General features: G+C 56.5%; 9 protein-coding genes. 6 read left to right on the plus strand and 3 right to left on the minus strand.

The features are described from left to right. The first annotated feature begins 27 nt into the window (after positions 1-27). From ACTH5D_RS10950 to ACTH5D_RS10970, 5 genes are read left to right on the plus strand one after another with little or no spacing between them, the layout of a single operon-like run. Positions 28-2,694 (plus strand): toprim domain-containing protein, encoded by a 2,667-nt coding sequence (locus ACTH5D_RS10950; RefSeq protein WP_441671130.1) that lies wholly within the window; start codon positions 28-30, stop codon positions 2,692-2,694. Between the two features lie 11 nt (positions 2,695-2,705). Further along, complete coding sequence (locus tag ACTH5D_RS10955) at positions 2,706-3,104, plus strand: DUF7673 family protein (protein ID WP_441671132.1); 399 nt, start codon at positions 2,706-2,708, stop codon at positions 3,102-3,104. A 2-nt stretch (positions 3,105-3,106) separates the two neighbouring features. After that, positions 3,107-3,337 (plus strand): TraR/DksA family transcriptional regulator, encoded by a 231-nt coding sequence (locus ACTH5D_RS10960; RefSeq protein ID WP_441671134.1) that lies wholly within the window; start codon positions 3,107-3,109, stop codon positions 3,335-3,337. Next, complete coding sequence (locus tag ACTH5D_RS10965; protein WP_441671136.1) at positions 3,318-3,611, plus strand: hypothetical protein; 294 nt, start codon at positions 3,318-3,320, stop codon at positions 3,609-3,611. The genes ACTH5D_RS10960 and ACTH5D_RS10965 overlap by 20 nt, the downstream gene beginning before the upstream one ends. Further along, the gene (locus ACTH5D_RS10970) at positions 3,608-3,865 is read left to right on the plus strand and encodes a pyocin activator PrtN family protein (protein WP_441671138.1); all 258 of its coding nucleotides are present in this window, start codon (positions 3,608-3,610) and stop codon (positions 3,863-3,865) included. The genes ACTH5D_RS10965 and ACTH5D_RS10970 overlap by 4 nt, the downstream gene beginning before the upstream one ends. Positions 3,866-3,898: 33 nt before the next feature. Here ACTH5D_RS10970 and ACTH5D_RS10975 read toward each other — a convergent pair whose 3' ends face one another. Together ACTH5D_RS10975 and ACTH5D_RS10980 are read right to left on the minus strand one after the other, a co-directional pair. Beyond that, positions 3,899-4,177, minus strand: a complete 279-nt coding sequence (locus ACTH5D_RS10975; protein WP_441671140.1) for a hypothetical protein — start codon at positions 4,175-4,177, stop codon at positions 3,899-3,901. 387 nt (positions 4,178-4,564) lie between these two features. Continuing rightward, positions 4,565-5,620 carry a site-specific integrase gene (locus tag ACTH5D_RS10980; RefSeq protein ID WP_441671142.1) on the minus strand — a complete coding sequence of 352 codons (1,056 nt, stop codon included), beginning with the start codon at positions 5,618-5,620 and terminating at the stop codon, positions 4,565-4,567. 101 nt (positions 5,621-5,721) lie between these two features. Here ACTH5D_RS10980 and dusA point away from each other — a divergent pair, with 101 nt between their 5' ends. Next, on the plus strand, positions 5,722-6,759 hold the full coding sequence (gene dusA, locus ACTH5D_RS10985; RefSeq protein ID WP_441671144.1) for a tRNA dihydrouridine(20/20a) synthase DusA: 1,038 nt from the start codon (positions 5,722-5,724) through the stop codon (positions 6,757-6,759). Positions 6,760-6,811: 52 nt separating this feature from the next. Here dusA and ACTH5D_RS10990 read toward each other — a convergent pair. Then, positions 6,812-7,943: catalase (locus ACTH5D_RS10990; RefSeq protein WP_441671146.1), on the minus strand; the 1,132-nt coding region annotated here is incomplete at its 5' end.

Consider the following 7,943-nt stretch of genomic DNA (forward strand, 5'->3'; position numbering starts at 1 on the left):
AATGACTCTGAATTTAAGGAGGCGAGCGTGAATTCATCGCTGCGCCAGGACATTGTTACGCGCTTAATCGGCGATTTTGAGGCGATTGAGCGCGGCCCCTACCTGCAACGGGTGCGCTGCCCGGAGTGCGGTAAGCGCGAGGCGTACATCAACGCCGACGCGCCGTGGATGTTGAAGTGCGGGCGGGAGAACAACTGCGGGGCGCAGCTTCACGTTAAGGCGCTGTTTCCTGACCTGTTCCGCTCCTGGAGTGAACGCTACTCACCTAAAACGGATGAAAAGCCCACCTCCACCACGCCGGTGGCGGACGGCTACCTGCGCGACGGCCGAGGCTTTGAGCTTTCCCGCCTTCAAGGCTGGTACACCCAGGAGAGCTATTGGAAGCCCACGATCGGCGGCACTGCTACCGTGCGCTTTGCGCTACCCGGCGGCGCCTATTGGGAGCGCCTGCTGGATAACCCGGAGCGCTTCGGTAAGCAGAAGGCCAATTTCGTTGGCCGCTATAAAGGCCAGTGGTGGTGCCCATCGGCACTAACGGCCGCCGATTTAGTCGCCGCCGAAGAAGTGTGGATTGTAGAGGGCATCTTCGATGCCATCGCCCTCTACCACCACGGCATTGCGGCCGTTTCTGCCATGAGCTGCGGCAACTATCCGGATGAGGCGTTGAACGCCCTTTCTGATGCTGCTCATAAAGCGGGTACCAGCTGCCCCACCCTGGTGTGGGCGCTGGATAACAACCGCGCTGGCCACAACGCTATTCATAAGCATGTGAAGCGCGCCCGTGCCGCAGGCTGGGATTGTGAAGCGGCACAGATTCCCAGCGACCAACATGACTGGAATGACGCCCACCAGCGCAACGAGCTGACTGAAAAACACCTGGAGACCTACCGCTACCACGGCGATTTGCTGTTAGCGCCTACCGCGATGGCCAAGGCCCTGTTGATCTACAAACGCCGCGAGCAGCGGGAATTCTGGTTCGAGTTCAAACGCCAACTGTGGTGGTGGAAGCTGGACATGGACGCCTTCGATCGCGCCCTGCGCGCCGACGGGCTGGACGGCGAAGACCAGCTTCAGATCGACCCCGCCATGCGTGACGCCGCCCTGGAGCAATCCGGCAGCGTAAAGCGGATCTGTACCTGTTACCCCACGGCGCTCTACTACCAGGCCAACCCGGTCACCGATGAGAGTTGGTACTACTACCGTGTGGAGTTCCCCGACGGCCGCCCGCCGATCAAGAACACCTTTAGCGGTGGCCAGTTAGCCAGTGCCAGTGAGTACAAAAAGCGCCTGCTGGGCGTTGCGCCAGGCGCAGTGTGGACAGGTACCAGCCAACAGTTGGATAGCTTGCTGCAGGATCAAATCGGCAACATCAAAACCGTCGAGACCATCGACTTCATCGGCTACAGCAAAGAGCACGGCGCCTATGTGTTCGGTGACCTAGCCGTGGCCGGTGGTCGCGTGGTACCGATCAACAGCGAAGACTTTTTCGAGCTTGGCCCCCGCCGCCAGTTAAAAACGCTCAGCCAGTCGGTGTCGCTACATATTAATGAAGATCGCAAAGCCTTCCAACGTGAATGGACGGAGCAACTGCTGGGCGCGTTTGGTACTCGTGGCGTGGTCGCCCTGGGCTTTTGGATGGGTAGCCTGCTGGCCGAGCAGATCCGCACCGAGATGGGCAGCTTCCCGTTTTTGGAGATCGTCGGCGAAGCCGGTGCGGGTAAGTCCACGCTGATCGAATTCCTGTGGAAGCTGTGCGGCCGCCGCGACTATGAAGGCTTTGATCCCAGTAAGGCCACCATGCCCGCCCGCTCGCGCAACTTCGCCCAAGTGAGCAACCTGCCGGTGGTGCTGATCGAGTCCGACCGCGAGCAGGAAGGCGGTTTAAAACAGAAGCAGTTTGACTGGGATGAGCTGAAAACCGCCTTTAACGGCCGCTCGATCCGTGCCCGGGGCGTGAAGAACAGTGGCAACGACACCTACGAGCCGCCCTTTCGCGGCAGCATCGTGATCAGCCAGAACGCCCCGGTGCAGGCAGGCGAAGCGATTCAAACGCGGATCTGCCACCTGCACTTTACCCGGGAAGGTCAGAACAAAAGCACCAAAGCCATGGCCGAGGCGCTGGAACGTAGCGAGATCGAGCACGTTAGCCAGTTTGCCTTGGAAGTCGCCCAGCGTGAGGCCGCTTTGCTTGCGTTAATCACCCAGCGCGCCCGCCACTACGCCGACTACCTGGCAGACGACCCGGAAATCAAAGTGCTGCGTATCGCCAAGTGCCACGGCCAACTGATGGCCCTGGTGGAGTGCCTGGGGCCGGAGGGCTTGGATCTCTTCGACCAGCAAACCATCGATATGGCGCTTGGCCATATTCAGCAGATGGCCCGGGAACGCCAGCAATCCATCAACGCCGACCACCCCATGGTCGCTGAATTCTGGGAAGCCTTCGACTACATCGAAGGGCTGCGCGATGACCCGATGCTCAACCACTACGGCAAGGGCAGCGACCTGATCGCGATCAACCTTAAAGACTTCGAGCGCACCTGCGCCGAATACAAGCTGCGCACCCCAGAGGTGCGGGAGCTGAAGCGTTATCTGAAAAGCAGCAAGACCCGCAAGTTTATCGATTCCAACCGCACCGTGAACTCCCGTGTCCGCCTGAACGGCGGCAGCGTGAAGTGCTGGGTGTTTCAAGCATGAAGGAGCCTGTGATGACAACTAACCACTCAATGCCACTGGTGACCCAGCGCCTGCGCGAACGCAACCGCGAAGCGCTGGAGGTGATGATTGACGCCGAAGCCAACGCCAACGATTACCGCACCCGGGTCGCAACGACTGGCCTGCCTGCCCTGCAACACCTAGCAGAAGTGGCCCAGGGCAATAGCCACCAGCCGCAACACTGTCGCCGCGTTCTGCTAGCCGTTTACAACAGCTACGCCTGGCCGCTGAACCTGACCAGCTTGCGGGTACTGGATGGCGACCTTCGTGGCGCAGCCTTGGCGGTGATCGAATGGTCAGCCGTCAGCGATCACGAGCTGCATGAATACCTACCGGATGGACACCAGCTAATGCAGCGCTTTGCTGCCATTGAAAAACAAGAGGAGCAGTAACCATGGCAGACAACGCCGACATCGCCACCGAACTCATGGAACGCCGCATGGAAGCCGCGCTGGCTAAACGACCCATTTGGACAGGCGTCGACATGGCCATCAGCCCCGAGTGTGAAGATTGTGGCTTCGAGATCCCCCAAGCACGCCGCAATGCGGCGCCCTGGGCCACCACTTGCATAGAGTGCCAGGGCATTCGTGAGCAACGGGGGCGGCATGTGCGAACAACACGCTAAAGGCGGCAAGCTGGCCCGGCAAGCCGCCATGCTTTGCCAGGACTCTGCCTTTCAGCTCTACCTGGATCGCCGCCGGCGCGCCAAACACAACATGACCGAGTTCCAACTACCCGACGGCACCCACAACACCGAAGACGCCCGGGATTGGCTCTGCGCCGCCAGCCAGATCCAAAGCCGGGCCGAGTTAGACCACAACCCAACCGCGGCGGCCATGTTCCGCCGCATTCGCCAACGCTTCCTTAAGTGGAAGCAGTGCCCAGGGAGCCAGCAATGAACACATACTTTGGATTACTCGCCGAATTCAACGGCCGTACAGAACTACCGCTAGAAGAAGTCGCCCCACGCTTCTTCGGCATCAGCCCCCGCACCGCCGCCTTCCGCGCCGGCGCCCAAGCACTGCCAGTACCGGCCTACCGTGCTGGTGACTCACAGAAAAGCCCATGGCTGGTTAGCGCGATCGACCTAGCTGAGTACATCGATGAGAAGCGGGCCGAAGCAAGGGAACAGTGGAAGATGGTGAATGAGTGAGGGAGGCGCCGCTGATGCGGCGCTTAGAAAAGATTAAGATAATATATAATTTTGAAACTCTGAACTATTGTATGCATCCCATTTTTTAAAATCACTTTCACAAGTCTCCACCAGAGTTTTTATGACCTCTGGCATTGCTCCCTCGTAAGCTGTATCGCTGTAATGCACACCTGAGAGGCCGTAGGATATGGCGCTATTGATAGGCTGATGATTATCCTTATCTACAACTTGCACTTTTATCTCATGATTACGATTAGAGACGTCAATTGCATAAACAATTCCGTTGTGATCAAAATGCTTTTTCACTGACATATTAAGCCCTTTACCCCTGAATCAAATGATTATAACTCTCCACGATACCCCAGCTTTCGTGGGGCGTGAACTTCTGTATATCTACGATCTGATGAACTCTTTCAAACAAACAGGAGGAATAATATGAACAGCGCAATAGAGCGAACCCTTGCAACAGCCAGCAAACGCCCTCTTTCCAGCATCGAAATTGAACGGCTTACTGCTTGCATACGCGCATTGGAAAGCCGGGTTTTGCCGAGGGAAGACGTTCTAGTAAAACGAATTAAGGAACTGGAGGGAAAACTGGCCGATTGTTATGCCCGCGTTAGAAAGTGCGAGCGTAATGGTTGCCCAGATTAGGCATGCCGCTCTATCGAGCGGCCTTCTCATAAAAACAACGGTATAAGACTAGCGCAATTGTAGCTTTTCTGGCCTTAAATGCGTGTACCGCTTCAACACATCCCAACTCTCATGCAGTGTGAACTGCTGAACCTCCACGATCTCATACCCCGACTCAAATAGCCGCGAGGTCGCTTCATGGCGCAGATCGTGAAAGCGAAGATCCTCAATGCCTTTGGACTCCGTCGCTGCCCGCCAGCGTGTACCAATCGATTTCGCCCAATAGGGGAAGATCCGCGGCTCATCTTTTTTACGCGGCTGCCGTTGGATAATGGCCATCGCCTCATGGGTGAGCTTAAAGCGCTTATGGTTGCCCCATTTCTGTCGTGGGTGCTTGGCATCGCGCACCCAGCAGGTCATCGCCTCTGTATCCAGGTCGTCCCAAGTGAGCCGGGTAATCTCTTCCTGACGACGCGCCGAAGCAATGGCAAAATCCATGATGTCTTCCATGGGAATAAGCGCACTCGGCCGGATCTTTTGGGAGCGCACGAAGTAAGCCCGTAGTCGCTCAATTTCGTCGGCTGTTGGCCGTCGATCCCGCGACGCTGGCCGGCTAATCAGTCCTTTGCTCTTCAGCAGTAACTTAGCCGACTCAAACTCATTCAAATCTACTGGCATACGCCAGGCTGCTACAGATGTTTTTAAGATAATGCCCAACCAAGTGATATCCTGCGACGTTGTGGATGGTTTTACGCCGCTTCGTCTACGCATCTGAGCATGGTCAATAATCTGCTCGCTGCTGAGCTCTGTGATTTTGACGCGAGCAATAGGAAAGCGCCGCAATTGCTCAATAGTGGCTCGCTTACTACGCCCAGCACCTTCGGCAAACTCATGTAGGTACCGCTCAATCGCATCGTGTAAAGTGACGCCTTTCCATTTCGCAGTAAGTACGCCTCCGGGAGTGGCCAAGTCCAGCTCCCGGCGTTTCGCCCACTCTTCTGCCATTGCTTTTCTGGGGAAAGTTTTTGTTTCAGAGTAGTCTGGTTGACCACGGCGAGCGATGCGAATTTGCACCATATATGAGAAACTGCCGTCCTTTTTACGGCGCTTGCGAATCGTTGCCATGCTTGCCTCTTAGATGTACCAAATCAAAAGCGGCTCACGTACCAAATATGTACCAACGAACCATGAAAAACGCCGCTCAACCACTGTAAATATGAACAGTTATGAATGACACCACAACCGCGCAAACCCGCATAAAGTCTGGCATTGTCCGTCCTGAGCTGGATAGAACTTTCTCCGTCGCGCCCATGATGGACTGGACTACGAGAGACTACAGAGCGTTCGCACGCACTTTAACCAAGCGTACGCTGCTGTATACCGAGATGGTCACGACCGGTGCGATTTTGCACGGAATGCCCCGTGAGCGCTTTTTGGGCTATAACGAGGTGGAGCATCCGCTGGCGCTGCAGTTGGGCGGTAGCGATGCCGGTGAGCTGGCGGAGTGCGCGGCGATTGCCGAGGCGTGGGGCTATGATGAGGTGAACCTGAACGTGGGTTGCCCGAGTGATCGCGTGCAGAACAACATGATTGGCGCGTGCTTGATGGGCTACCCCGAAAAGGTCGCGGATGCAGTGCGAGCGCTACAGGCCGCGGTGTCTATTCCGGTCACGGTGAAATGTCGCATTGGCATCGACGACCAGGATGAAGACGCTGACCTTGAGCGATTTATTGCGATTGTCGCTGACGCTGGCTGCGAGGTGTTTACCGTTCACGCCCGTAAGGCGTGGCTACAGGGTTTATCACCTAAGCAGAACCGCGATGTACCGCCACTTAACTATCCTCGTGTTCACCGTTTAAAACAGAGCCGTCCTGAATTGCATATCGGCATTAATGGCGGGATTAAAACGCTGGCCGAGTGCCGTGAACAGCTTACCCACGTGGATAGCGTGATGGTGGGGCGTGAGGCGTATCAAAACCCCTGGCTGTTAGCCGGGGTTGATGAACAGCTGTTTGGTGAAAAAGGCCCCGCAGCGAGCCGCTTGGATGCCGCGACTGCGTTTCGGCCTTATATTCAGCAGCGCTTGGATGAAGGCGCGAAGCTGAATCACATTACTCGCCACCTGCTGGGCTTGTTCCAGGGTTGCCCTGGCGGCAGGCGCTTTCGGCGGCATTTGTCGGAACACGCGCACAAAGAAGGCGCAGGATTGCGCCTATTTGATGACGCGCTTAGCTTGGTGAAAGAACCTGAATGCGTTGTATAAAAAAACCCGCTACGCAAGCGCGTAGCGGGTTCGTTTTGCTAATTGCGTAAGCTTACTGACCGTTTTCCTTGCGGTTCGCCTTTACGCCCTGCTCGACACGCTCGCCGATAGTCTGGTCGACGTTTTTCCAGTACTCGAACACCCGTGACAGTACCGGCTCTTCCACACCGTCGGAAACGTGGCCCACAATATTGTTGACCAACCGATCGCGGGCGGCGTCATCCATTACCTTATTGACCAGGTCATTGGCTTGGTTGAAATCGCCATCGCCCGAGCGCAGCGTGTAGGCGGCGCGAACCAGCTCGCCGTCAGTCTCCCATGTCGCATCTTCCGGATACCTTTCCGGATTAGCGAGAGCGCCCCCTTTGCTATTAGGTGCGTACACCGGGTCGGTGGAGTGGGAAATACGCATCCGACCACCTTGGGAATAGCTGTTAACCGGGGCCTTGGGCGCGTTAACGGGGATTTGTTGGTAGTTCACCCCTAGACGCGCGCGGTGCGCATCAGCGTAGGATATTACCCGCGCCAACAGCATTTTATCCGGTGAGAAACCGGTGCCCGGTACGGCGTTGCTGGGCTGAAACGCTGCCTGCTCGATTTGCGAGTGGAAATCGACGGGGTTGCGATCCAGCGTCATCTTACCGACCTCTTGCAGCGGGTAGTCCGCGTGCGGCCACACCTTGGTCAAATCGAAGGGGTTGATGTGGTAGGTCTTGGCATCTTCAAACGGCATAATCTGAACTTGCAGTGCCCAGGTGGGATGATCACCGCGTTTGATGGCATCGAACAGATCGCGGCGATGGTAATCGGCATCCGCGCCCGCCATCTTATCGGCCTGTTCCTGGGTCATGCACTTAATGCCCTGGTCAGTCTTGAAGTGGTACTTCACCCAGAAACGCTCGCCTTCAGCGTTAATCCACATATAGGTATGGCTTGAATAGCCGTTCATATGGCGCCAGCTGGCAGGGATACCACGATCGCCCATCAACCAGGTTACCTGGTGTGCAGATTGCGGCGACAGCGTCCAGAAATCCCACTGCATATCGTGATCACGCAAACCGTTATCCGCGCGACGCTTTTGTGAGTGGATAAAGTGCTGGAATTTAAGCGGATCGCGAACGAAGAACACGGGGGTATTATTACCCACCATGTCGAAGTTGCCCTCTTCGGTGTAGAACTTCAGC

Source organism: Halomonas sp. (assembly GCF_052095695.1).
Taxonomy (GTDB): Bacteria; Pseudomonadota; Gammaproteobacteria; order Pseudomonadales; family Halomonadaceae; genus Vreelandella.

Bases quoted from the DNA above. Each gene is read 5' to 3' on its own strand.
- ACTH5D_RS10955 (WP_441671132.1), top strand. From the start codon at position 2,706: ATGACAACTAACCACTCAATGCCACTGGTGACCCAGCGCCTGCGCGAA.
- ACTH5D_RS10960 (WP_441671134.1), top strand. From the start codon at position 3,107: ATGGCAGACAACGCCGACATCGCCACCGAACTCATGGAACGCCGCATG.
- ACTH5D_RS10965 (WP_441671136.1), top strand. From the start codon at position 3,318: ATGTGCGAACAACACGCTAAAGGCGGCAAGCTGGCCCGGCAAGCCGCC.
- ACTH5D_RS10970 (WP_441671138.1), top strand. From the start codon at position 3,608: ATGAACACATACTTTGGATTACTCGCCGAATTCAACGGCCGTACAGAA.
- ACTH5D_RS10975 (WP_441671140.1), bottom strand. From the start codon at position 4,177: ATGTCAGTGAAAAAGCATTTTGATCACAACGGAATTGTTTATGCAATT.
- ACTH5D_RS10980 (WP_441671142.1), bottom strand. From the start codon at position 5,620: ATGGCAACGATTCGCAAGCGCCGTAAAAAGGACGGCAGTTTCTCATAT.
- dusA (WP_441671144.1), top strand. From the start codon at position 5,722: ATGAATGACACCACAACCGCGCAAACCCGCATAAAGTCTGGCATTGTC.